Raw genomic sequence first — 22,925 nt, forward strand, 5'->3', positions numbered from 1 at the left:
GCCAACTCCTTAAAGGTTATTTGCCGTCTTTACCAACATGAAGAATGGCAAGGAATGCTTCCTGTGGCAGCTCAACGTTACCGACCTGCTTCATACGCTTCTTACCTTCTTTCTGCTTCTGCAGCAGCTTTTTCTTACGACTGACGTCACCGCCGTAGCACTTCGCCAGAACGTTTTTACGCAGCTGTTTCACCGTAGAACGCGCGATAATGTGGTTACCAATGGCCGCCTGAATCGCGATGTCGAACTGCTGACGCGGAATCAGATCTTTCATTTTCTCAACCAGCTCGCGACCACGGTACGGCGCATTGTCGTTGTGGGTGATCAGGGCCAACGCATCCACACGCTCACCGTTGATCAGCACGTCCACACGCACCATGTTGGAGGCCTGGAAACGCTTGAAGTTGTAATCCAGGGACGCATAGCCACGGGAGGTAGACTTCAGGCGATCGAAGAAGTCGAGTACCACTTCCGCCATCGGGATTTCATAGGTCAGCGCTACCTGGTTACCGTGGTAGACCATGTTGGTCTGCACGCCACGCTTCTCAATACACAGTGTAATGACGTTGCCCAGGAACTCCTGTGGCAGCAGCATGTGACACTCTGCAATCGGCTCGCGCAGTTCGTGGATATTGTTCAGCGGCGGCAGCTTGGACGGGCTATCGACGTAGATCACTTCTTTCGAGGTGGTTTCTACCTCATACACAACGGTCGGTGCGGTGGTGATCAGATCCAGATCGTATTCACGTTCCAGACGCTCCTGAATGATCTCCATGTGCAGCAGGCCGAGGAAGCCACAGCGGAAACCGAAGCCCAGCGCCGTTGAGCTTTCTGGCTCGTAGAACAGGGAAGCATCGTTCAGGCTCAGTTTACCGAGCGCATCACGGAAGTTTTCATAGTCATCTGAGCTGACCGGGAACAGACCTGCGTAAACCTGCGGTTTCACCTTTTTAAAACCTGGCAGCGCTTTATCTGCCGGATTACGCGCACCGGTCAGGGTATCGCCCACTGGCGCGCCGAGGATGTCTTTAATGGCACAAACCAGCCAGCCTACCTCGCCGCATTTCAGCTCGGTACGGTCAACCTGTTTTGGCGTGAAGATACCCAGACGGTCGGCGTTGTAGACCTGTCCGGTACTCATCACCTTGATTTTGTCGCCTTTACGCATGGTGCCGTTTTTAATACGCACCAGAGAGACAACACCAAGGTAGTTATCGAACCAGGAGTCGATGATCAGCGCCTGCAGTGGGCCATCCGGGTCACCTTCCGGGGCCGGGATGTCACGTACCAGGCGTTCCAGCACATCGGTCACGCCCACACCGGTTTTCGCGGAGCAGCGCACGGCATCCGTCGCGTCAATGCCGACAATATCTTCAATCTCTTCCGCGACGCGTTCAGGATCGGCAGCTGGCAGGTCGATTTTATTCAGAACCGGCACAACCTCGAGATCCATTTCCATCGCGGTATAGCAGTTTGCCAGGGTCTGGGCTTCAACACCCTGCCCGGCATCGACGACCAGCAGCGCACCTTCACAGGCCGCCAGCGAGCGTGATACTTCATAGGAGAAGTCAACGTGGCCTGGGGTGTCGATAAAGTTCAGTTGATAGGTTTCACCATCAGCCGCTTTGTAATCCAGCGTAACGCTTTGCGCCTTAATGGTGATACCGCGTTCGCGTTCCAGGTCCATGGAGTCCAGAACCTGGGCTTCCATTTCACGATCAGACAGGCCACCGCAAATCTGGATAATACGGTCAGACAGCGTCGACTTACCGTGGTCAATGTGAGCAATGATCGAAAAGTTACGTATGTTCTTCATATAGTTAAATAATTATGCCTTACGAATTCCTGGAGGCCGCTGTTCTTAGCCTGACGTTTTTCAGTGCGAAAACGCAGCATTCTACACTACATCCTCGCTACCTGGAAATGCACTTAGAGACAGGTATAGCGTGAAGAAAGGGCGTTTTCTGTATTAGGACGTAAAAATTGATAAAGCCCGATGGATCATCGGGCCTCAGAAGAGAGCGTCTCGACACGAAGCTGGTCTGGTGCCAACCCAACGCTGAGAATGACAGGCTGCCACTCTTCGCGCGCGGCAAGCTTCGGTGAGAGACCTTTAGCAAGCCAGAATCCCCCGATGCCCCCCAACGCGGCACCACACATGGCGGCCACATCGGTACCAAATAGGGTCTGGAAAAGGCCGCCCATGATAAATAACCCGACCAACGGAGAGAGATAGACCAGCATCGCGGAACCGAGCAGACTGCCTTCCGCAATCCCCAGTTCAACCTTCTGCCCCGCCACCAGCGGCTGTTCACTTGGCACAGAGATAGTATGCGACGTTTGCGGCCCAAGCTTGTTCAGCACGCGGCTGCCGCACCCGGCACGGGATGCGCAGCTATTGCATGAGGCTTTGACATCGCAACTGACTCGCGCAACGCCATTTTGCCACGAGACGACGGTTGCCCACTCTTTAATCATTGCGCGGCCCTGAATTTAATGCTGTCTGAAATGCGCTTCGCCGTCTGCGGAGGTAATTCACCCACAATCGTGATCTCTGCGTTATCACGTACCGTGGTGCTCACCGTGCGACGTCCGGTACGAAGCATTTGCTCAGAGCTGTTTGCCGTTGCGCGGTTGATATTCACCGAGAAACTGAACAAACCGTCGGAATAGAGGCGCGACTCAACGGGCGTGTCAATAGTTGGCAACTGACGACGGCTACTGGACACTTCGCTAAAGCCTTGCGGGATCCAGGAAGGAACCCAGTTGAAGTTAACGGAATCCCCTGCCGGAACAGAAAGCAGCGGCGGCAGGCTGGCTTTGGCCAGATTCTGCATGCTGTTGCCAACCTGATTGTTCACGCTGAAGGAGATCACGCGGAACTGTTCAAGCGTTTCACCGTCGCGGTCAAGCAGGTCCACACGCATCGGCAGCTTGGTTTCCGCATCAATCCAGACGATATAGCTGTAGCGCGTGCCATCGCGAGCAACCACGCGGATCACTTCACACAGTCTGTCTGCGATGCGCGTACGCCCTACCGAAATAAAATCGTAGTAAGGGGCCAGCCGCTTGAAGTCGGTATAGATGAGTGACGGCAGAGAATCAACGATATAGTCGCCATTGAGCGTGAAAGGCTCCAGGCCGGGCTCGAAATAGCTGATTTCGTTGCCTCGCTGGACAACTTCCCGACGCGGACCATCCATCTGTAAAAGCTGGGCGAGTGGCTGATTATCAAGACGGGCATGACGATAGCGTAACGACTCGACGCCCTGCTTATTAATGCTGATAAATGCCAACTCGTAATTGAGTGACTGGCTGGCCAGATTCATTTGCTGCAACAACGCCCCGGATGAAACATCAGCCGAGGCGTTGGCAGAGAAGAACAGGCTACCCGCCATCAGAGACATGGCGAACCAAAGTTGCTTCATTACTGCGATTGCGTTCCTAAAGTTTGGTTTCCGGGCACCTGCACAGCAGCTTGCTGGGTTTGGGCCTGCTCAAACTGAAGCTGTTCAGAGTGCAGACGACGCTGCAACTCGTAATCCTGCAACATCGCATTAATGCGACGGCGCTGCTCCTGCACCTGCTGTTGCTGACCGCCGCTGGCGGAAGCATCAGCCGGTACGCCCAAGCTAACCGGGCTCGCTTTGCCCATCATCGGCAGTGTGTTAAACACTGGCGCTTCTGGCTGCTGATTAGTTTCAGACTGAGTATTATAGTGCTGGACGCCAACGATAACTGCAAGCGATACGCATGCAGCAACCCCCATTTGGGTGAGCTGGCTGGCCCACGGACGCACCTTTTGCCAGAACGGCATTTTCTGCCACTGGTGAGGTGCAGGTTGAGCTTCAGGAATCAGCGGAGTGGTCTGATGAACAGGCTCATTCTCAATGGCCGCCATCACGCGGGCAGAGATATCGAAATGGAGAACCTCGCCGGTATCGCCGCGCAGCGTGTCACGGATGAGATGGTAACTCTCCCAGGTCTCTTGCATTTCGGGAGAATGAGACAGCTCGTTGAGCAGCTCACTATCCAGCGTCTCACCATCCATTAAAGCGGAAAGTTTTTCTTTCTGCATGCCTAATACCTTTTCCAGTATCCCGCTATCGTCAACGCCTGATAAGCGGTTGAACTTTATTATCAATAGCTTCTCGCGCACGGAAGATTCGTGAACGCACCGTGCCGACCGGACAATCCATGATAGCGGCTATCTCTTCATAGCTCAGACCATCAAGCTCCCGTAACGTAATTGCCATGCGTAAATCTTCCGGGAGCGACTCGATCGTGCGAAAAACAATTTGTCTCAGTTCTTCTGACAACATTAAGTTCTCAGGGTTCGAAATTTCTTTCAGCGCACCGCCACTTTCGAAGTTTTCGGCGTCGATAGCGTCTACATCACTGGACGGCGGACGACGACCCTGAGCAACCAGATAATTCTTTGCCGTATTGACAGCAATACGGTACAGCCAGGTATAAAAAGCACTATCTCCCCGGAAAGAATCCAGCGCGCGATAGGCCTTAATAAAAGACTCTTGCACCACATCAGGCACATCACCTGACGGTACATAGCGGGAAACCAGACTCGCCACCTTATGCTGGTAGCGCACCACCAGTAAGTTAAAGGCTTTCTGATCTCCCTTCTGGACCCGTTCAACCAGGACCTGGTCCGTTAACTGCTCGCTCATCCGAGGTAATGTCTCCCCAAACCTAAATTCCACGCGTTATCGAAACGCCACTCTAAAAACACCGCACTTTGAGCAAGCACCGAGTTAGAGTGTCCGATCGTCAATAAGTTCCGTAACGCCTTTGTTTTTGTTCATCGCGCCGCAGACTGTTCATTTTCTCTCATTATAAGTCTGTTCACGATACGCACCACTTTCTGACAAGAAACATCTTTTTCCCGCGAGAAGAGTAACGCAACCCAATCTTTATTTCACCACAAAATCTGACGCTAACGATCTGCTTCGCAAAATAATTTCATTCCTTTACCCGCCATTTACTCCGTCTTACGCGTTTAGCCATTGCAACAACCTCTAAAAAAAACGTGCGATAAATCGCATTCAGGTGCTATTCTGACCCAACAATGTTTAGTAAATTAAACAACAATCATGAACACAACATCTGAACTCCATTGTGATGTCCTGATCATCGGTAGCGGCGCTGCCGGTCTCTCTCTGGCGCTGCGCCTGGCCGAGCATCAAAACGTTATCGTTCTGAGTAAAGGACCGATAAGTGAAGGTTCCACATTTTATGCCCAGGGCGGCATTGCCGCCGTGTTTGACGAGACCGACAGCATAGCGTCGCACGTAGAAGATACGTTGATTGCCGGCGCCGGGATCGTGGATGCGCACGCCGCAGAGTTCGTTGCCAGCAATGCCCGCCATTGCGTTCAGTGGCTCATCGATCAGGGCGTATTATTTGATACCCAGATTCAGCCTAACGGTGAAGAGAGCTACCACCTCACGCGCGAAGGCGGCCATAGCCACCGCCGCATCCTGCACGCAGCGGATGCCACCGGTAAAGAGGTGGAGACCACGCTGGTGGGTAAAGCGCTTAACCATCCTAATATTCGGGTTCTTGAGCGCAGTAATGCCGTTGACCTGATTATTTCCGACAAGATTGGCCTGCCTGGTCCGCGTCGCGTGGTGGGTGCATGGGTCTGGAACCGTAATAAAGAGAAGGTTGAAACCTGTCAGGCGAAGGCCGTTGTACTGGCGACGGGCGGTGCCTCTAAGGTGTATCAGTACACCACTAACCCGGACATCGCTTCCGGAGACGGTATCGCCATGGCCTGGCGCGCAGGCTGCCGCGTGGCGAATCTCGAATTTAATCAGTTTCACCCAACAGCCCTGTTCCACCCTCAGGCGCGCAACTTCCTGCTGACGGAAGCCCTGCGCGGTGAAGGCGCTTATCTGAAACGCCCTGACGGTACCCGCTTTATGCCGGACTTTGACGCGCGTGGCGAGCTGGCCCCTCGCGATATCGTTGCCCGCGCCATCGACCATGAAATGAAACGTCTGGGCGTGGACTGCATGTATCTCGATATCAGCCATAAGCCAGCCGCATTTATTCGCCAGCATTTCCCGATGATTTACGAAAAGCTGCTGAACCTGGGGATTGATTTGACCCGCGATCCGGTGCCCATTGTGCCTGCGGCCCACTATACCTGCGGGGGCGTGATGGTTGACGATCACGGGCGCACCGACGTAGAAGGTCTGTATGCTATCGGCGAGGTGAGTTATACCGGCCTTCACGGCGCGAACCGTATGGCGTCGAACTCGCTGCTTGAGTGTCTGGTGTACGGCTGGTCAGCGGCGGAAGACATCACGAAACGCATGCCTTACGCCCGCGAGACCGAGCACTTACCTGCCTGGGATGAAAGCCGCGTGGATAACCCGGACGAGCTGGTCGTGATCCAGCACAACTGGCATGAGCTACGGCTGTTTATGTGGGACTACGTGGGGATTGTGCGCACCACAAAACGTCTGGAACGTGCGTTGCGCCGCATTACTATGCTGCAGCAGGAAATTGATGAATATTATGCCAATTTCCGCGTATCAAATAATCTGCTGGAGCTGCGCAATCTGGTGCAGGTTGCCGAGCTGATTGTTCGCTGCGCCATGATGCGTAAAGAGAGCCGCGGCTTGCACTACACCCTGGACTACCCGGATCAGCTTGCTGAATCCGGCCCGTCGATACTGGCTCCGCAGGTTCACATAAACAGATAAAATGCCTGGGTCAGAGCAGTGTAATCTTCGGAATAACGCTGGTCTGGCCCTCGAATCACCATACGGTCATTAAAGCATTCACCTTCTTTTGGCGAGAGCGCCAGCAGCACACGGTGCGGCAGTCGTCCTTCCGTATCAGAAATGTCAGTTCGCAAACGTAATGTCCAGCCAATCTCCTGCGCCAGACTAATAAATGTATTACCCGTGCTTTCTGGCAACACTACGCAAAAAAAGCCCTCTTCAGAGATGAGTTCAGCCGCGCTGGTAAGCAGTGCTATATGATCGAGTGAACTGGTATAACGCGCCTGTTCACGTTCAGGGGTACCACACTCGACACCGGGCGCGTAGTAAGGAGGGTTGCTGACGATAAGATCGTAACGCGCAGTTTGTTCAGGCGCCCAGACCAGCACATCCGCACATTGAACGCGAATCCGGTCTGCCCAGGGGGATTCGGCCGCATTTTCACTCGCCTGCTCTGCAGCCTGCGCATCGAGCTCAACGGCATCAATCGTGACATGCTCTTCCGTACGCTGGGCCAGCATCAACGCCACCAGCCCGCTGCCGGTACCGATATCAAGAATACGTTTAACACCTGCGACAGGGGCCCATGCTCCCAGTAAAATACCGTCGGTGCCGACTTTCATGGCACAGCGATCGTGGGCGACAAAAAATTGTTTAAACGTAAAACCATCGCGGCGCAACTGCGCTTTGAGTTGAGACATGTCAGGGCAACCTTCTAAGTGAAACTGGAGTAGCATAGGGGAAAGCGAAGGCACAGCAAAGCGATATCCATACAAACAGATGAAGATTACAGCCGTAACGTCTATAATCAGCGCCCCACACAGAGGTAGAACATGACTGTAACGACTTTTTCCGAACTTGAACTCGATGAAAGCCTGCTCAATGCACTTGAGAGCAAAGGCTTTACACGCCCGACCGCCATTCAGGCAGCGGCCATTCCGCCTGCGCTTGAGGGCCGCGATGTGCTCGGTTCTGCGCCAACCGGCACGGGGAAGACAGCAGCCTATTTGCTGCCTGTGTTGCAGCACCTGCTCGACTTTCCACGAAAAAAATCAGGCCCACCGCGTATTTTGATCCTGACGCCTACGCGCGAGCTGGCCATGCAGGTTGCCGATCACGCGCGTGAGCTGGCGGCTAACACCCATCTGGATATCGCCACTATTACCGGCGGCGTGGCGTATATGAACCACGCCGAAGTGTTCAGCGAAAACCAGGATATCGTTGTTGCGACGACGGGCCGTTTGCTGCAGTACATTAAAGAAGAGAACTTCGACTGCCGCGCGGTAGAAACGCTGATTCTGGATGAAGCCGACCGCATGCTGGACATGGGCTTCGCACAGGATATCGAACATATTGCGGGCGAGACGCGCTGGCGTAACCAGACGATGCTGTTCTCTGCCACCCTTGAAGGGGACGCGATTAAAGATTTCGCCGAGCGTCTGCTGGAAGATCCGGTTGAAGTCTCTGCGACGCCCTCTACGCGTGAGCGCAAGAAGATCCACCAGTGGTATTACCGTGCGGACAACCTTGAGCACAAGGTCGAATTACTGAAGCACCTGCTGAAGCAGGAAGATGCTCTGCGTACCATCGTCTTTGTGCGTAAACGCGAGCGCGTGCACGAGCTGGCAGAAATGCTGCGTAATGCGGGCATTAATAACTGCTACCTCGAAGGTGAGATGGCGCAGGTTAAGCGTACCGAAGGCATCAAACGCCTGACCGATGGCCGCGTGAACGTGCTGGTGGCGACAGACGTTGCCGCACGCGGGATCGACATTCCGGACGTGAGCCACGTGATCAACTTCGATATGCCGCGCAGTGGTGATACCTATCTGCACCGCATTGGCCGTACCGGTCGCGCCGGACGTAAAGGTACTGCGATTTCACTGGTTGAAGCGCACGATCACCTGCTGCTGCAAAAGATTGGTCGCTATGTTGATGAGCCGCTGAAATCTCGCGTCATTGACGGCCTGCGCCCAACTACCCGCGCGCCGAGTGAAAAAATGACGGGCAAACCGTCCAAGAAAGCACTCGCAAAACGCGCTGAGAGAAAAGAGAAAGAAAAAGAGAAGCCGCGCGTTAAGCAACGCCACCGCGATACCAAAAACATTGGTAAGCGTCGTAAGCCAAGCGCAGCCGCGCAGGATACGAAAACTGAAGAGTAAGAAAAAGCCGGGGATTTCCCCGGCTTTTTTATTCACCCCCGAAACTGGAACCTTACAGGCTTTCAGTAAAGGTACGCGCGATAACGTCGCGCTGCTGCTCTGGGGTCAGTGAGTTAAAACGAACCGCATAGCCAGACACGCGAATAGTCAGCTGTGGGTACTTTTCAGGGTGCTCAACGGCATCCATCAGCGTTTCGCGACGCAGAACGTTAACGTTCAGGTGCTGACCGCCTTCCACGCGCACTTCCGGCTTCACTTCCATTGGGATTTCACGATATTCGATTTCGCCCAGTTTGCTCACTGGCACGATCTCATCTTCAGTAAAACCGGCTTTTGCAACCACGCAGCGTGCTTCGTTTTTCTCGCTGTCCAGCAGCCAGAAAGAATTGAGCAGATCGTCATTTGCAGCTTTAGTAATCTGGATACCTGTAATCATGTGTTGCCTCCCTTAGGCTACATTAACTGGTGTCGGCCTCACACGGCCAATTGGTAAAACCATTGTTTCTTGTGTGTATATATATCACTCGCACCCCGGCGATTTATTGATTTAAATCAACAAAAACACCAACCACATAAAGAGTGTGGTTTGAATTTATTGTTTTAGATCAATTTAAGTACCTTACCAATTCAACTGGTTGTGTATCTTTTCAAAATAAATTTAGTTACTTAGCGCACGTTTCAGCGCGTCATTTTGCTCACTGGCGTTTAACAGGTAAGCTAGACACAGAATGAGATTCGCAGGAGAGCGAGATGACCACACCGTTGACATGGCACGATGTGCTGGCAGAAGAAAAACAACAACCCTATTTTATCAATACACTCAGCACCGTTGCAGCTGAACGTCAGTCCGGGCAGACGATTTATCCGCCGCAGAAAGATGTGTTCAACGCCTTTCGTTACACTGAGCTGAGCGATGTGAAGGTGGTCATTCTTGGCCAGGATCCGTATCACGGCCCGGGTCAGGCACACGGGCTGGCGTTCTCCGTCCGTCCGGGCGTGGCTATCCCCCCTTCTCTGCTCAATATGTATAAAGAGCTTGAGGGAACCGTTCCTGGCTTTACCCGCCCCACCCACGGTTACCTGGAAAGCTGGGCGCATCAGGGGGTACTGCTGTTGAATACGGTACTCACTGTACGGGCGGGTCAGGCACATTCTCACGCCAGCCTGGGCTGGGAAACCTTTACCGATAAGGTTATTAGCCTGATCAACGAACATCGTGAAGGCGTGGTGTTTTTACTGTGGGGTTCTCACGCGCAGAAGAAAGGGGCGATTATCAACCGTCAGCGCCATCACGTTTTAAAAGCGCCGCACCCGTCTCCGCTGTCGGCACATCGCGGTTTCTTCGGCAGTAATCACTTTGTTCTGGCGAATGAATGGCTGGAAAAACGTGGCGAAACGCCAATTGACTGGATGCCAGTGTTACCGGCAGAGAGCGAGTAGGATTTGAATGTGCCGGGTCAGACCCGGCACATTGAGAGGCTTATGCCTTATTCTGACGCCACCATTCCGCCAGCAGTACGCCGGTCGCAACGGACACGTTCAGACTTTCTACATTACCTGTCCCGTCGATAGAGACGCTCAGATCAGCATTGGAAAGCGCCGCGTCAGACAGACCGTCACGTTCCTGACCTAATACCAGCACCATTTTACGCGGCAGCGTCGCTTTAAACAGCGGCGTACCAGCATGGCTCGACGTGGTAACGATGGAATAACCCGCTTTACGGAACTGCTCAAGGGCGTCCAGCACGCTGTCGCCGGTGATCGGCTGCACATGCTCCGCTCCGCCTTCTGCAGTGCGGATAGCGGCACCGGATTCCAGCAGTGCGGCATCCTGTAACAGCACACCCTTCACGCCAAAGTGCGCGCAGCTGCGCATCATCGCGCCCAGGTTGTGCGGGTTGCCTACATCTTCCAGCGCCAGCACGCAGTCATCGGCATCCGCCTGGCTGACCCACTGCTGCACGGTGGTGCCGTTACGTTTTTTAATCAGGAAGCAGACGCCGCCGTGGTGCTCGGTACCGGACGCTTTGGTCAGCTCGGCATCATCCACCACGTGGTAGGCTTTACGGTTCGCGGCCATCCAGCGCAGTGCTTCTTTAAAGCGCGGGGTCACGCTCTGGATAAACCAGGCGCGGACGATACACTCAGGGCGGCTCTGGAACAGCGCCTGGCAGGCGTTCTCGCCATACACGCGGGTCTCTTCCGCGCGCTGACGGCGCAGCACTTCCGGGTCGATAAAGCTTTTACCGCTGATACCGCCGTGATCGGCTTTCTCTGGCGTCTCATCGCCCGGGGCGCGAGAAACGGTGCGCCACGGGGAGGCGTTGTCACGCGAGAAGTCATCACGCGGACGATCGTCGCGTGGACGGTCACTACGTGGGTGGTCGGAACGCGGACGGTCATCGCGTTTGCGATCGTCACGTTTGCGGTCATCACCGCGGGTGTTTCTGTCATCGCGGGCGGGGCGACGGCCACCGTCTGCACGAGAAGACGCCGGACGCCCGCCACCTTTTCCGGTACGCGGATTTTGGGTGCGTTTATCAGAGTCATCATCACTGCGGACATACATCACTTTGACCTTGCCGCTTTTATTTTTCATTTCGTCGTTCATGCTTTTCTCCACCAGCGCTGCGCGAAGCGCGCAGATTACCCGATGTGCCAGCGCATAGCCATAATTTCGTACAAAAGCCTGTGACTATTGTTCTCATTGAATAAAACGCATTGTTGTTTCAAACAGGCTCATTGATAATATGTAACATATTAGAAACATTATCGGCGTTCTGCCGCTGTCCCACGGCTCTATCAGAGGTTAGTTATGAATACCGTATGTGCCAACTGTCAGGCTCTTAATCGCATTCCGGACGATCGGATTGACGATGGTGCGAAATGCGGACGTTGTGGCCACGAACTGTTTGATGGCGATGTCATTAACGCGACGGGTGCTACGCTGGACAAACTCCTCAAGGACGATCTCCCGGTGGTGGTCGATTTCTGGGCACCGTGGTGCGGTCCATGCCGAAGCTTCGCGCCAATCTTTGAAGACGTGGCCGAAGAGCGCAGCGGTAAGATGCGTTTTGTTAAGGTGAATACCGAGGCGGAACGCGAGCTTAGCGCACGTTTCCGCATTCGCAGCATCCCTACCATTATGATCTTTAAAAACGGTGAAGTCGTCGACATGCTCAATGGCGCAGTACCGAAAGCGCCGTTTGACAGCTGGTTAAACGAATCACTGTAACTTTCACGGGGCACATCTTGTGCCCCGCTCCCGCCTCTGCGAAAATGGCGTTTTTCCTTCACTTCGCCCATGACCGATAACGCTGTCCTCCTGTTACGCGCCGAACGCCTTGCGCGCGCCACTCGTCCTTTTCTTGCCCGTGGCAATCGCATTCGTCGCTGCCAGCGCTGCCTGCTTCCGCTTAAAGTTTGCCTGTGCGAAACGCTGGCACCCAGTACGGCTAAAAGCCGTTTTTGTCTGGTCATGTTTGATACCGAGCCGATGAAACCCAGTAATACAGGGCGGCTGATTGCCGATATTCTGCCGGATACTGCCGCGTTTCAATGGTCCCGCACCGAGCCGCCACAGGCCCTGCTCGATCTGGTGACAAACCCGGACTATCAGCCGATGGTCGTTTTCCCGGCCTCTTACGCAGGCGACAATCGTCAGGTGCTTTCGGCGCCACCATCCGGTAAGCCACCGCTGTTTATTATGCTGGACGGCACATGGACCGAAGCGCGGAAAATGTTTCGCAAAAGCCCTTACCTTGACGCGCTGCCGGTCATTTCTGTCGATCTTTCCCGCGTCTCGGCTTATCGCCTGCGTGAAGCGCATGCTGACGGACAATATTGCACCGCCGAGGTGGCCATCGCGCTGCTGGATTTAGCCGGGGATACCGCAGCAGCCGGCGCCCTGGGCAACCATTTCTCTTGTTTCCGGGAACGCTATCTGGCGGGAAAAACCATTCATAAGGGCAGCATCACAGCAACAGCGTCAGAAAGCGTTTAAAATCATCAGGTCGCTTGCAATCACGGGAGACTTGCATGAGCCAGCGAGGGTTAGAAGCGCTATTGCGTCCTAAATCCATTGCCGTTATCGGCGCATCCATGAAACCGGATCGGGCAGGCTATCTGATGATGCGCAACCTGCTCGCGGGAGGATTTAATGGCCCCGTCATGCCCGTCACGCCGGCTTATAAGGCCGTTCAGGGGGTGCTGGCATGGCCAGATGTGCAGAGCCTGCCTTTTGTGCCGGACCTCGCCGTGCTGTGTACGAATGCGAAACGCAATCTGGAACTGCTGGAAGCACTTGGCAAGAAAGGGTGTAAAACCTGCATTATTCTCTCGTCTCCACCTGAACAGCAACCCGAACTGCTCGCCTACGCCAGCCGCTACCAGATGCGTATCCTTGGCCCGAATAGCCTGGGCCTGCTCGCCCCCTGGCAGGGGTTGAATGCCAGTTTCTCCCCGGTACCGATCCGCAAAGGCAAACTGGCGTTTATCTCGCAGTCGGCTGCAGTATCGAACACAATCCTCGACTGGGCGCAACAGCGCGAAATGGGTTTCTCCTACTTCATTGCCCTGGGCGACAGCCTGGATATCGACGTTGATGAGCTTCTGGATTTCCTGGCTCGTGACAGCAAAACCAGCGCGATACTCCTTTATCTTGAGCATCTGAGCGACGCCCGTCGTTTTGTATCGGCTTCACGAAGTGCTTCGCGCAATAAGCCGATCCTGGTTATCAAAAGCGGTCGCAGTCCTGCTGCCCAGCGTCTCCTGCAGTCTCATTCCGGCATGGATCCCGCCTGGGATGCCGCCATCCAGCGCGCGGGGTTACTGCGGGTGCAGGATACGCACGAGCTTTTTTCCGCCGTTGAGACACTCAGCCACATGCGCCCACTGCGTGGCGAGAAGTTAATGATTGTCAGCAATGGTGCGGCCCCTGCTGCGCTTGCGCTGGATGAACTGTGGCTGCGCAACGGAAAGCTGGCAACGCTGGGTGAAGAGACGCTTCAACGCCTCAGAGAGGCGCTTCCGACAAGCGTGATGCCCGGCAATCCGCTTGATTTGCGCGATGACGCCAGCAGCGATCGCTATATTCGGGCTATCTCAATTTTGCTGGATAGTCAGGACTTCGATGCATTGATGATTATCCACTCCCCCAGCGCAGTCGCGCCGGGCAGTGAAAGTGCGCGCGCGTTAATTGAAGCTGTACGCAACCATCCGCGCGGCAAATATGTCACTCTGCTGACAAACTGGTGCGGTGAGTTTTCATCTCAGGAGGCACGACGTCTGTTCAGCGAAGCCGGTCTGCCAACCTACCGTACGCCGGAAGGGACTATCACCGCATTTATGCATATGGTGGAATATCGCCGCAATCAGAAGCAGCTACGCGAAACCCCGGCGCTACCTGGTAACCTGACGGCGAATACCGTCGACGTTCATCGACTCTTGCAGCAGGCTATTGAAGAGGGCGCGACATCGCTTGATACGCATGAAGTGCAGCCCATTCTGGGCAGCTACGGGATGCAAACCCTGCCAACCTGGATCGCCAGCGACAGCGCCGAGGCAGTACATATTGCGGAGCAGATTGGCTATCCGGTCGCTCTTAAGCTGCGCTCTCCCGATATACCGCATAAATCAGATGTTCAGGGTGTCATGTTATATCTGCGTACGGCAACGGAGGTACAGCAGGCAGCTGATGCCATTTTTGACCGCGTTAAGATGGCCTGGCCGCAGGCCCGGATCCACGGACTGCTGGTACAAAGCATGGCTAACCGCGCAGGCGCTCAGGAACTACGAGTCGTGGTAGAGCACGATCCCGTCTTCGGCCCGCTTATTATGCTGGGAGAAGGTGGCGTGGAGTGGCGCCCGGAGGAACAGGCTGTCGTTGCTTTACCGCCGCTGAACATGAACCTCGCGCGCTATCTGATCATTCAGGCGATTAAAAGCAAAAAGATCCGTGGCCGCAGTGCCTTGCGTCCGCTCGATATTGCCGGGTTAAGTCAATTCCTGGTGCAGGTGTCTAATCTGATCGTGGATTGTGCCGAGATCCAGCGGCTGGATATCCATCCGCTACTCGCTTCCGGCAATGAGTTTACGGCGCTGGACGTGACGCTGGATATCGCGCCCTTCGAAGGGGACAGAGAGAGCCGCCTGGCAATCCGTCCATATCCTCTGCATCTGGAGGAGTGGGTAGAGATGAAAAACGGGGAACGCGTCCTGTTCCGCCCAATTCTGCCGGAAGATGAACCCCAGCTGCGGGCCTTTATCTCTCAGGTTACGAAAGAAGATCTCTACTACCGCTATTTTAGCGAAATCAACGAATTTACCCACGATGATTTAGCCAATATGACCCAGATCGACTACGATCGAGAAATGGCGTTTGTTGCCGTGCGTCGTGCAGGTCATGATGATGAGATCCTCGGCGTCACGCGAGCCATTTCTGACCCGGATAATGTCGATGCGGAGTTTGCCGTGCTGGTGCGCTCCGATCTTAAAGGCCTGGGGCTGGGTAGACGACTGCTGGAAAAACTCATCAGTTATACGCGAGATCACGGATTGTTGCGCCTGAATGGCATTACTATGCCAAACAATCGCGGTATGGTGACCCTGGCGCGAAAACTCGGATTTGACGTTGATATTCAGCTGGAGGAAGGTATTGTTGCCTTGTCCCTCGTCCTGACATCAGCAGACAAACACGAGTAACCTACTGGAAATGTTACCCACTTTGGACGGGACTGGTGGTATCATTGTCCGCTTATGTTGTTTGCATGGTACAGACAACCCTTCAATGAACAGAGAAGAAACGCACTGTGATGTTGTCAAAATTTAAGCGTAATAAACATCAACAACACCTTGCTCAACTACCGAAGATTTCTCAGTCAGTTGATGATGTAGAGTTCTTTTATGCTCCCGCTCATTTTCGGGAAACGCTTCTGGAAAAGATTGCCAGCGCCACGCGACGCATTTGCATTGTGGCCCTGTATCTTGAACAAGATGAAGGCGGTCGTGCGATCCTCAACGCACTCTATGAAGCTAAACGTCAGCGTCCGGAACTGGATGTTCGCGTACTGGTTGACTGGCATCGCGCTCAGCGTGGCCGTATCGGCGCAGCCGCTTCCAATACTAATGCAGACTGGTATTGCCGCACGGCGCAGGAAAATCCTGGCGTCGATGTCCCTGTTTATGGCGTACCCGTTAATACCCGTGAAGCACTCGGTGTCCTTCATTTTAAAGGGTTCATCATTGATGACAGCGTCCTGTACAGCGGCGCAAGCCTGAATGATGTCTACCTTCATCAGCTCGATAAATATCGCTACGACCGCTACCACCTGATTCGTAATCCACAGATGGCCGATATCATGTTCAACTGGGTTGATAAAAACCTGGTACACGGTCGTGGTGTTAATCGCCTTGACGATCCTGAGCGTCCTAAAAGCCCGGAGATCAAAAATGATGTTCGCGCTTTCCGCCAGGAGTTGCGCGATGCGGTCTACCATTTCCAGGGCGATGCGAACAACGAAGAGTTATCTGTTACCCCGCTGGTAGGGCTCGGCAAATCAAGCCTGCTGAACAAAACGATCTTCCATTTGATGCCATGCGCAGAGCAGAAACTCACCATCTGTACGCCATACTTCAACCTTCCTGCCGTGCTGGTGCGAAATATCATTCAGCTACTGCGCGACGGTAAAAAAGTGGAAATTATCGTCGGCGATAAAACAGCAAACGACTTTTTCATCCCTGAAGACCAGCCGTTCAAAATCATCGGTGCGCTGCCTTATCTTTATGAGATTAACCTGCGTCGTTTCCTGAGCCGTTTACAGTACTACGTCAACACTGACCAGCTGGTTGTGCGTCTGTGGAAAGATGAAGACAACAGTTACCACCTGAAAGGAATGTGGGTCGACGATGAGTGGATGCTGCTGACCGGTAACAACCTTAACCCACGCGCCTGGAGACTGGATCTGGAAAACGCCATTCTCATCCATGACCCGCAGCATGAGTTAGCCGCCCAGCGTGAACGTGAGCTGGAGTTGATTCGCACGCATACTACGGTGGTTAACCATTACCGCGAACTACAGAGCATTGCCGATTATCCGGTGAAAGTCCGTAAGTTGATCCGCCGTTTACGTCGTATCCGTATCGACCGACTTATCAGCCGTATTCTGTAATGTCAGAGCCCTGTCACCCGCAGGGCTTTTTTATGGAGCCCGTTGATGCGTACTTCTCTGCTACTGAGCGTCCTCTTTCTGAGTGGCTGCAGCCATATGGCCAACGATAGCTGGTCCGGACAGGATAAGGCTCAGCACTTCCTCGCCTCCGCAATGCTGTCTGCAGCCGGTAACGAATATGCACAGCATCAGGGATACAGCCGGGACCGGAGCGCAGCGATAGGATTGATGTTCTCAGTAAGCCTTGGAGCATCAAAAGAACTGTGGGATAGCCGCCCCGCGGGGAGCGGCTGGAGCTGGAAAGATTTCGCCTGGGACGTCGCCGGTGCAACCACCGGTTATGCCGTCTGGCAGATGGCGCATTATTAAAGACGAATGCCCTTCCCTTTGCGATGCAGCATCAGGGAGACAATAAAGGCCAGCGCCCCCATTACCGTCACGTACCAGAAGAATGTCGTTTCACTTCCCCATGATTTAAGCGACAACGCAACGTACTCCGCCGATCCGCCAAACAGCGCATTGGCTACCGCATAAGAGAGCCCTACCCCTAGCGCTCGTACCTGTGCCGGGAACATTTCGGCTTTCAGTATTCCGCTGATCGAGGTGTAGAAACTGACAATCACCATTGCCAGCATCACCAGTGCAAATGCGGCATATGGCGAGGAGACATGCTGAAGGGCTGTCAAAATAGGGACAGTACACAGCGCCGACAGCCCACCAAAGATCAGCATTGAGGTACGGCGACCAATCTTATCGGAAAGCGCACCGATAATCGGTTGTATGAGCATAAAGACAAAAAGTGCCACTGTCATAACAACGCTGGCGACGTTTGCGTGCATTCCGGTGGTGTTCACCAGATACTTTTGCATATAGGTAGTGAAAGTGTAAAAACTGAGAGAGCCGCCCGCAGTGAAGCCCAGCACCATCAGGAAAGCTTTGCGGTTTCGCCATAATCCTTTGAATGTTCCCGCCTCCTTTAGCGTCCTGACCTCTTTCTGCGAGGTTTCATCTAACTGACGGCGTAACCAAAGTGCGACAATCGCCAGTGCTGCGCCCAGTGCGAAAGGAATTCGCCATCCCCATGTGTGAAGTTGTTCGTCTGTCAGGATCTGCTGCAGGATCACCACCACAAGAATCGCCAGCAATTGACCACCAATGAGCGTAACGTACTGGAATGAGGCGTAAAAACCTTTGCGGCCTTCCAGGGCAACTTCACTCATATAGGTCGCACTGGTACCGTATTCACCGCCCACCGATAGTCCCTGGAATAAGCGAGCCAGCAAAAGCAGCGCAGGCGCCCATGTCCCGATCGATTCATACCCTGGTAAGCAGGCGATCACCAGAGATCCAAAGCACATCATACAAACCGAGATCAGCATGGAGGCCTTGCGCCCGCGACGATCCGCAATACGCCCAAACAGCCAGCCCCCAATGGGTCGCATTAAGAATCCGGCGGCAAATACCCCTGCCGTTTGTAGTAGCTGTGTTGTGGTGTTGCCGGACGGGAAGAAGATATGTGCGAAGTAGAGTGAACAGAATGAATAGACGTAGAAGTCAAACCATTCAACCAGATTCCCGGAAGAGGCGCTGACGATTGCCCATACCCTTCTTCGGGTATCACTGTTAGCCAGCGTCCCGTTTGATGTAATACTTTCTGTCATTGTGATTATGCTCCTGCCATAAACAGCGGTGTATTGAGCCAGGAGACTCAATTACCTCGTAAATGAAATGTTATAATTTTGTTATAAATAACATTGAGACAGGGATCACACATTCCATTAGCAGGGTAAGAGATTAAGAGAAAGGCCAGGGGAGAAAAACCAAAAGCAAAAAACCCCGCACCTTACGGTACGGGGTTCTTCTTGTTTGATGCCTGGCAGTTCCCTACTCTCACATGGGGAGACCCCACACTACCATCGGCGCTACGGCGTTTCACTTCTGAGTTCGGCATGGGGTCAGGTGGGACCACCGCGCTAAAGCCGCCAGGCAAATTCTGTTATCTGTATCAGCTGAAAATCGTCTCTCACCGCCAAAACAGCTTCGGCGTTGTAAGGTTAAGCCTCACGGTTCATTAGTATCGGTTAGCTCAACGCATCGCTGCGCTTACACACCCGACCTATCAACGTCGTCGTCTTCAACGTTCCTTCAGGAGACTTAAAGTCTCAGGGAGAACTCATCTCGGGGCAAGTTTCGTGCTTAGATGCTTTCAGCACTTATCTCTTCCGCATTTAGCTACCGGGCAGTGCCATTGGCATGACAACCCGAACACCAGTGATGCGTCCACTCCGGTCCTCTCGTACTAGGAGCAGCCCCCCTCAATTCTCCAGCGCCCACGGCAGATAGGGACCGAACTGTCTCACGACGTTCTAAACCCAGCTCGCGTACCACTTTAAATGGCGAACAGCCATACCCTTGGGACCTACTTCAGCCCCAGGATGTGATGAGCCGACATCGAGGTGCCAAACACCGCCGTCGATATGAACTCTTGGGCGGTATCAGCCTGTTATCCCCGGAGTACCTTTTATCCGTTGAGCGATGGCCCTTCCATTCAGAACCACCGGATCACTATGACCTGCTTTCGCACCTGCTCGAGCCGTCACTCTCGCAGTCAAGCTAGCTTATGCCATTGCACTAACCTCCTGATGTCCGACCAGGATTAGCTAACCTTCGTGCTCCTCCGTTACTCTTTGGGAGGAGACCGCCCCAGTCAAACTACCCACCAGACACTGTCCGCAACCCGGATCACGGGTCTACGTTAGAACACCAGCCATTAAAGGGTGGTATTTCAAGGTTGGCTCCACGCAGACTGGCGTCCACGCTTCAAAGCCTCCCACCTATCCTACACATCAAGGACCAGTGTTCAGTGTCAAGCTATAGTAAAGGTTCACGGGGTCTTTCCGTCTTGCCGCGGGTACACTGCATCTTCACAGCGAGTTCAATTTCACTGAGTCTCGGGTGGAGACAGCCTGGCCATCATTACGCCATTCGTGCAGGTCGGAACTTACCCGACAAGGAATTTCGCTACCTTAGGACCGTTATAGTTACGGCCGCCGTTTACCGGGGCTTCGATCAAGAGCTTCGCGTTGCCGCTAACCCCATCAATTAACCTTCCGGCACCGGGCAGGCGTCACACCGTATACGTCCACTTTCGTGTTTGCACAGTGCTGTGTTTTTAATAAACAGTTGCAGCCAGCTGGTATCTTCGACTGATTTCAGCTCCACCCGCAGGGGCTTCACCTACATATCAGCGTGCCTTCTCCCGAAGTTACGGCACCATTTTGCCTAGTTCCTTCACCCGAGTTCTCTCAAGCGCCTTGGTATTCTCTACCTGACCACCTGTGTCGGTTTGGGGTACGATTTGATGTTACCTGATGCTTAGAGGCTTTTCCTGGAAGCAGGGCATTTGTTACTTCAGCACCGTAGTGCCTCGTCATCACACCTCAGCGTTAAAAGGTACCGGATTTACCTGGAACCTCCGCCTACATGCTTAAACCGGGACAACCGTCGCCCGGCTAACATAGCCTTCTCCGTCCCCCCTTCGCAGTAACACCAAGTACAGGAATATTAACCTGTTTCCCATCGACTACGCCTTTCGGCCTCGCCTTAGGGGTCGACTCACCCTGCCCCGATTAACGTTGGACAGGAACCCTTGGTCTTCCGGCGAGCGGGCTTTTCACCCGCTTTATCGTTACTTATGTCAGCATTCGCACTTCTGATACCTCCAGCAACCCTCACAGGCCACCTTCAACGGCTTACAGAACGCTCCCCTACCCAACAACGCATAAGCGTCGCTGCCGCAGCTTCGGTGCATGGTTTAGCCCCGTTACATCTTCCGCGCAGGCCGACTCGACCAGTGAGCTATTACGCTTTCTTTAAATGATGGCTGCTTCTAAGCCAACATCCTGGCTGTCTGTGCCTTCCCACATCGTTTCCCACTTAACCATGACTTTGGGACCTTAGCTGGCGGTCTGGGTTGTTTCCCTCTTCACGACGGACGTTAGCACCCGCCGTGTGTCTCCCGTGATAACATTCTTCGGTATTCGTAGTTTGCATCGGGTTGGTAAGCCGGGATGGCCCCCTAGCCGAAACAGTGCTCTACCCCCGAAGATGAATTCACGAGGCGCTACCTAAATAGCTTTCGGGGAGAACCAGCTATCTCCCGGTTTGATTGGCCTTTCACCCCCAGCCACAGGTCATCCGCTAATTTTTCAACATTAGTCGGTTCGGTCCTCCAGTTAGTGTTACCCAACCTTCAACCTGCCCATGGCTAGATCACCGGGTTTCGGGTCTATACCCTGCAACTTAACGCCCAGTTAAGACTCGGTTTCCCTTCGGCTCCCCTATACGGTTAACCTTGCTACAGAATATAAGTCGCTGACCCATTATACAAAAGGTACGCAGTCACCTAACAAGTAGGCTCCCACTGCTTGTACGTACACGGTTTCAGGTTCTTTTTCACTCCCCTCGCCGGGGTTCTTTTCGCCTTTCCCTCACGGTACTGGTTCACTATCGGTCAGTCAGGAGTATTTAGCCTTGGAGGATGGTCCCCCCATATTCAGACAGGATACCACGTGTCCCGCCCTACTCTTCGAGTTCACAACCTGTGCATTTTCGTGTACGGGACTATCACCCTGTACCGTCGGACTTTCCAGACCGTTCCACTAACACACAAGCTGATTCAGACTCCGGGCTGCTCCCCGTTCGCTCGCCGCTACTGGGGGAATCTCGGTTGATTTCTTTTCCTCGGGGTACTTAGATGTTTCAGTTCCCCCGGTTCGCCTCGTTAACCTATGTATTCAGTTAACGATAGTGTGACGAATCACACTGGGTTTCCCCATTCGGACATCGCCGGGTCAAAGGTTCATATCACCTCGCCGGCGCTTTTCGCAGATTAGCACGTCCTTCATCGCCTCTGACTGCCAGGGCATCCACCGTGTACGCTTAGTCGCTTAACCTCACAACCCGAAGATGTTTCTTTTCGATTCACCATCGGCTTGCGAAAATTTGAGAGACTCGAACACACATAACATGTGTGTCGTTTCAATTTTCAGCTTGATCCAGATTTTTAAAGAGCAAATATCTCAAACATGACTCGCAAGTCAGTTTTGAGATATGACGGCAGGTGACTTTCACTCACGAACCAGCAAGTGGCGTCCCCTAGGGGATTCGAACCCCTGTTACCGCCGTGAAAGGGCGGTGTCCTGGGCCTCTAGACGAAGGGGACACTGAAGTCTCAATCGCAAGACGCCTTGCTATTTACTTTTCATCAGACAATCTGTGTGAGCACTACAAAGGCAGGTTCTTTAAGGTAAGGAGGTGATCCAACCGCAGGTTCCCCTACGGTTACCTTGTTACGACTTCACCCCAGTCATGAATCACAAAGTGGTAAGCGCCCTCCCGAAGGTTAAGCTACCTACTTCTTTTGCAACCCACTCCCATGGTGTGACGGGCGGTGTGTACAAGGCCCGGGAACGTATTCACCGTAGCATTCTGATCTACGATTACTAGCGATTCCGACTTCATGGAGTCGAGTTGCAGACTCCAATCCGGACTACGACGCACTTTATGAGGTCCGCTTGCTCTCGCGAGGTCGCTTCTCTTTGTATGCGCCATTGTAGCACGTGTGTAGCCCTACTCGTAAGGGCCATGATGACTTGACGTCATCCCCACCTTCCTCCAGTTTATCACTGGCAGTCTCCTTTGAGTTCCCGGCCGAACCGCTGGCAACAAAGGATAAGGGTTGCGCTCGTTGCGGGACTTAACCCAACATTTCACAACACGAGCTGACGACAGCCATGCAGCACCTGTCTCAGAGTTCCCGAAGGCACCAAAGCATCTCTGCTAAG

The 22,925-nt window shown here is 53.7% G+C and carries 18 protein-coding genes, 1 tRNA gene and 3 rRNA genes; 8 read left to right on the top strand and 14 right to left on the bottom strand.

The window, feature by feature from the left end:
• Positions 1 to 16 precede the first annotated feature (16 nt).
• The 6 genes from lepA to rseD all read right to left on the bottom strand — a co-directional run bounded on the left by lepA (position 17) and on the right by rseD (position 4,765).
• Positions 17 to 1,816 (bottom strand): translation elongation factor 4, encoded by a 1,800-nt coding sequence (gene lepA / locus L383_RS11180; protein WP_014884847.1) that lies wholly within the window; start codon positions 1,814 to 1,816, stop codon positions 17 to 19.
• Between the two features lie 185 nt (positions 1,817 to 2,001).
• Complete coding sequence (gene rseC, locus L383_RS11175) at positions 2,002 to 2,478, bottom strand: SoxR-reducing system protein RseC (protein ID WP_014884848.1); 477 nt, start codon at positions 2,476 to 2,478, stop codon at positions 2,002 to 2,004.
• Positions 2,475 to 3,428, bottom strand: a complete 954-nt coding sequence (rseB, locus tag L383_RS11170) for a sigma-E factor regulatory protein RseB (protein ID WP_023331097.1) — start codon at positions 3,426 to 3,428, stop codon at positions 2,475 to 2,477. The genes rseC and rseB overlap by 4 nt, the downstream gene beginning before the upstream one ends.
• Complete coding sequence (rseA, locus tag L383_RS11165; protein ID WP_014832926.1) at positions 3,428 to 4,078, bottom strand: anti-sigma-E factor RseA; 651 nt, start codon at positions 4,076 to 4,078, stop codon at positions 3,428 to 3,430. The genes rseB and rseA overlap by 1 nt, the downstream gene beginning before the upstream one ends.
• Before the next feature lie 31 nt (positions 4,079 to 4,109).
• Positions 4,110 to 4,685 (bottom strand): RNA polymerase sigma factor RpoE, encoded by a 576-nt coding sequence (gene rpoE, locus L383_RS11160; RefSeq protein ID WP_006176728.1) that lies wholly within the window; start codon positions 4,683 to 4,685, stop codon positions 4,110 to 4,112.
• Positions 4,682 to 4,765 carry a rpoE leader peptide RseD gene (gene rseD / locus L383_RS26545; protein ID WP_223605340.1) on the bottom strand — a complete coding sequence of 28 codons (84 nt, stop codon included), beginning with the start codon at positions 4,763 to 4,765 and terminating at the stop codon, positions 4,682 to 4,684. Before rseD ends, rpoE begins: the two co-directional genes overlap by 4 nt.
• A 343-nt stretch (positions 4,766 to 5,108) precedes the next feature.
• Here rseD and nadB point away from each other — a divergent pair, with 343 nt between their 5' ends.
• A complete protein-coding gene (nadB, locus tag L383_RS11155; protein WP_023331098.1) occupies positions 5,109 to 6,728 on the top strand; it encodes an L-aspartate oxidase in 1,620 nt (539 codons plus the stop codon).
• On the opposite strand, the gene L383_RS11150 is transcribed toward nadB, so the two are convergent.
• Positions 6,713 to 7,450: a tRNA(1)(Val) (adenine(37)-N(6))-methyltransferase TrmN gene (locus L383_RS11150; protein ID WP_023331099.1), complete on the bottom strand. Its 738-nt coding sequence runs from the start codon at positions 7,448 to 7,450 to the stop codon at positions 6,713 to 6,715. The two genes, nadB and L383_RS11150, sit on opposite strands and share 16 nt — an antisense overlap.
• A 132-nt stretch (positions 7,451 to 7,582) precedes the next feature.
• Here L383_RS11150 and srmB point away from each other — a divergent pair, with 132 nt between their 5' ends.
• Entirely contained in the window at positions 7,583 to 8,911 is a 1,329-nt protein-coding gene (gene srmB, locus L383_RS11145; RefSeq protein WP_014884852.1) for an ATP-dependent RNA helicase SrmB, read from the top strand.
• Between the two features lie 52 nt (positions 8,912 to 8,963).
• On the opposite strand, the gene grcA is transcribed toward srmB, so the two are convergent.
• Entirely contained in the window at positions 8,964 to 9,347 is a 384-nt protein-coding gene (gene grcA / locus L383_RS11140) for an autonomous glycyl radical cofactor GrcA (RefSeq protein ID WP_014884853.1), read from the bottom strand.
• A gap of 314 nt (positions 9,348 to 9,661) precedes the next feature.
• On the opposite strand from grcA, the gene ung reads away from it, so the two are divergent.
• Positions 9,662 to 10,351, top strand: coding sequence for a uracil-DNA glycosylase (gene ung, locus L383_RS11135; RefSeq protein ID WP_023331100.1), 690 nt, complete (start codon positions 9,662 to 9,664; stop codon positions 10,349 to 10,351).
• Positions 10,352 to 10,391: 40 nt separating this feature from the next.
• Here ung and L383_RS11130 read toward each other — a convergent pair whose 3' ends face one another.
• Positions 10,392 to 11,522: a tRNA/rRNA methyltransferase gene (locus tag L383_RS11130; protein WP_023331101.1), complete on the bottom strand. Its 1,131-nt coding sequence runs from the start codon at positions 11,520 to 11,522 to the stop codon at positions 10,392 to 10,394.
• Positions 11,523 to 11,726: 204 nt separating this feature from the next.
• On the opposite strand from L383_RS11130, the gene trxC reads away from it, so the two are divergent.
• The 5 genes from trxC to L383_RS11105 all read left to right on the top strand — a co-directional run bounded on the left by trxC (position 11,727) and on the right by L383_RS11105 (position 17,448).
• Positions 11,727 to 12,146: a thioredoxin TrxC gene (gene trxC, locus L383_RS11125; protein ID WP_014884856.1), complete on the top strand. Its 420-nt coding sequence runs from the start codon at positions 11,727 to 11,729 to the stop codon at positions 12,144 to 12,146.
• Positions 12,147 to 12,215: 69 nt separating this feature from the next.
• The gene (tapT, locus tag L383_RS11120) at positions 12,216 to 12,914 is read left to right on the top strand and encodes a tRNA-uridine aminocarboxypropyltransferase (protein WP_014884857.1); all 699 of its coding nucleotides are present in this window, start codon (positions 12,216 to 12,218) and stop codon (positions 12,912 to 12,914) included.
• A gap of 35 nt (positions 12,915 to 12,949) precedes the next feature.
• On the top strand, positions 12,950 to 15,613 hold the full coding sequence (pat, locus tag L383_RS11115; RefSeq protein ID WP_023331102.1) for a bifunctional acetate--CoA ligase family protein/GNAT family N-acetyltransferase: 2,664 nt from the start codon (positions 12,950 to 12,952) through the stop codon (positions 15,611 to 15,613).
• A gap of 110 nt (positions 15,614 to 15,723) precedes the next feature.
• Positions 15,724 to 17,079: a CDP-diacylglycerol--serine O-phosphatidyltransferase gene (gene pssA / locus L383_RS11110; protein WP_023331103.1), complete on the top strand. Its 1,356-nt coding sequence runs from the start codon at positions 15,724 to 15,726 to the stop codon at positions 17,077 to 17,079.
• Positions 17,080 to 17,124: 45 nt separating this feature from the next.
• Positions 17,125 to 17,448 (top strand): YfiM family lipoprotein, encoded by a 324-nt coding sequence (locus L383_RS11105; protein WP_014884860.1) that lies wholly within the window; start codon positions 17,125 to 17,127, stop codon positions 17,446 to 17,448.
• On the opposite strand, the gene L383_RS11100 is transcribed toward L383_RS11105, so the two are convergent.
• From L383_RS11100 to L383_RS0124030, 5 genes are all read right to left on the bottom strand, one after another.
• The gene (locus L383_RS11100; RefSeq protein WP_023331104.1) at positions 17,445 to 18,740 is read right to left on the bottom strand and encodes an MFS transporter; all 1,296 of its coding nucleotides are present in this window, start codon (positions 18,738 to 18,740) and stop codon (positions 17,445 to 17,447) included. The genes L383_RS11105 and L383_RS11100 overlap by 4 nt on opposite strands.
• Positions 18,741 to 18,950: 210 nt before the next feature.
• Positions 18,951 to 19,066, bottom strand: a 5S ribosomal RNA gene (gene rrf / locus L383_RS11095).
• A 63-nt stretch (positions 19,067 to 19,129) separates the two neighbouring features.
• Positions 19,130 to 22,034 (bottom strand): 23S ribosomal RNA (locus tag L383_RS11090).
• Positions 22,035 to 22,227: 193 nt separating this feature from the next.
• Positions 22,228 to 22,303: transfer RNA gene (locus L383_RS11085), tRNA-Glu, on the bottom strand.
• An 85-nt stretch (positions 22,304 to 22,388) separates the two neighbouring features.
• A 16S ribosomal RNA gene (locus tag L383_RS0124030) occupies positions 22,389 to 22,925 on the bottom strand; the annotation flags it as partial.

It is taken from the genome of Enterobacter sp. MGH 37 (assembly GCF_000534515.1).
Classification (GTDB): domain Bacteria; phylum Pseudomonadota; class Gammaproteobacteria; order Enterobacterales; family Enterobacteriaceae; genus Enterobacter; species Enterobacter kobei.

Excerpts from the sequence above, each read along its gene's own strand:
- grcA (WP_014884853.1), bottom strand. The coding sequence starts at position 9,347 with ATGATTACAGGTATCCAGATTACTAAAGCTGCAAATGACGATCTGCTC.
- rpoE (WP_006176728.1), bottom strand. The coding sequence starts at position 4,685 with ATGAGCGAGCAGTTAACGGACCAGGTCCTGGTTGAACGGGTCCAGAAG.
- pat (WP_023331102.1), top strand. The coding sequence starts at position 12,950 with ATGAGCCAGCGAGGGTTAGAAGCGCTATTGCGTCCTAAATCCATTGCC.
- L383_RS11100 (WP_023331104.1), bottom strand. The coding sequence starts at position 18,740 with ATGACAGAAAGTATTACATCAAACGGGACGCTGGCTAACAGTGATACC.
- L383_RS11105 (WP_014884860.1), top strand. The coding sequence starts at position 17,125 with ATGCGTACTTCTCTGCTACTGAGCGTCCTCTTTCTGAGTGGCTGCAGC.
- trxC (WP_014884856.1), top strand. The coding sequence starts at position 11,727 with ATGAATACCGTATGTGCCAACTGTCAGGCTCTTAATCGCATTCCGGAC.
- rseB (WP_023331097.1), bottom strand. The coding sequence starts at position 3,428 with ATGAAGCAACTTTGGTTCGCCATGTCTCTGATGGCGGGTAGCCTGTTC.
- rseA (WP_014832926.1), bottom strand. The coding sequence starts at position 4,078 with ATGCAGAAAGAAAAACTTTCCGCTTTAATGGATGGTGAGACGCTGGAT.
- L383_RS11150 (WP_023331099.1), bottom strand. The coding sequence starts at position 7,450 with ATGTCTCAACTCAAAGCGCAGTTGCGCCGCGATGGTTTTACGTTTAAA.
- srmB (WP_014884852.1), top strand. The coding sequence starts at position 7,583 with ATGACTGTAACGACTTTTTCCGAACTTGAACTCGATGAAAGCCTGCTC.
- rseC (WP_014884848.1), bottom strand. The coding sequence starts at position 2,478 with ATGATTAAAGAGTGGGCAACCGTCGTCTCGTGGCAAAATGGCGTTGCG.
- L383_RS11130 (WP_023331101.1), bottom strand. The coding sequence starts at position 11,522 with ATGAACGACGAAATGAAAAATAAAAGCGGCAAGGTCAAAGTGATGTAT.
- lepA (WP_014884847.1), bottom strand. The coding sequence starts at position 1,816 with ATGAAGAACATACGTAACTTTTCGATCATTGCTCACATTGACCACGGT.
- tapT (WP_014884857.1), top strand. The coding sequence starts at position 12,216 with ATGACCGATAACGCTGTCCTCCTGTTACGCGCCGAACGCCTTGCGCGC.
- pssA (WP_023331103.1), top strand. The coding sequence starts at position 15,724 with ATGTTGTCAAAATTTAAGCGTAATAAACATCAACAACACCTTGCTCAA.
- ung (WP_023331100.1), top strand. The coding sequence starts at position 9,662 with ATGACCACACCGTTGACATGGCACGATGTGCTGGCAGAAGAAAAACAA.
- nadB (WP_023331098.1), top strand. The coding sequence starts at position 5,109 with ATGAACACAACATCTGAACTCCATTGTGATGTCCTGATCATCGGTAGC.